This is a genomic window from Gordonia sp. HS-NH1, from assembly GCF_001418765.1.
In the GTDB taxonomy this organism is placed as follows: Bacteria; Actinomycetota; Actinomycetes; order Mycobacteriales; family Mycobacteriaceae; genus Gordonia.
The window spans coordinates 1-535 of the sequence record NZ_LIYC01000124.1 but is presented as its reverse complement, the minus strand read 5'-3'; the positions used below and the strand labels follow the sequence as shown (position 1 = coordinate 535).

Genomic DNA, 535 nt, shown 5'->3' with positions numbered 1-535 from the left:
CCGCGGCGATACGGGCGGTACGCAAGACCGGTGGAGCCGGTCGCGCCGCCTATCACCCGGATATGTTGTTGACCTTGTTGATCTGGGGGTGGGCCCAAGGCCAACGGTCCTCGCGGCAGCTGGAACGGTTGTGTCACCGCGACGTCGCCTACCGCATCATTTGCGGTGGTGAGGTCCCTGATCACGTCACGATCGCCCGGTTCCGCGCGGACTGCGCACCCGCGATCGAGGACCTGTTCACCCAGGTGTTGATGCTGTGCTCGCGGGTCGGGATGGGCCGACTGGGGGTGGTGGCCCTCGACGGAGTGAAGATCGCCTCGAACGCCTCGCTCAGCGCCAATCGCACCGAGCAAGGCTTGCGGGAAGCGTTGGCCAGTGAGGCTGCGCGCGCCGCGGCCGAACACGCAGCCGCTGACACCGCCGACGATGATGTTCATGGTGATGACCGCGGTGACCTGTTACCCCGCGGGTTGCACGATCCGGGGTCGCGGCAGGCCCGGATCGCCGCGGCGCTGGCTGATCTGGCTGCCCACAC

The 535-nt window shown here is 67.9% G+C and carries 1 protein-coding gene; it reads left to right on the top strand.

From position 1 onward, the window contains the following. Positions 1-535, top strand: a 535-nt coding sequence (locus tag AMD30_RS24340; protein ID WP_197282851.1) for a transposase, incomplete at both ends; no start/stop codon positions are given.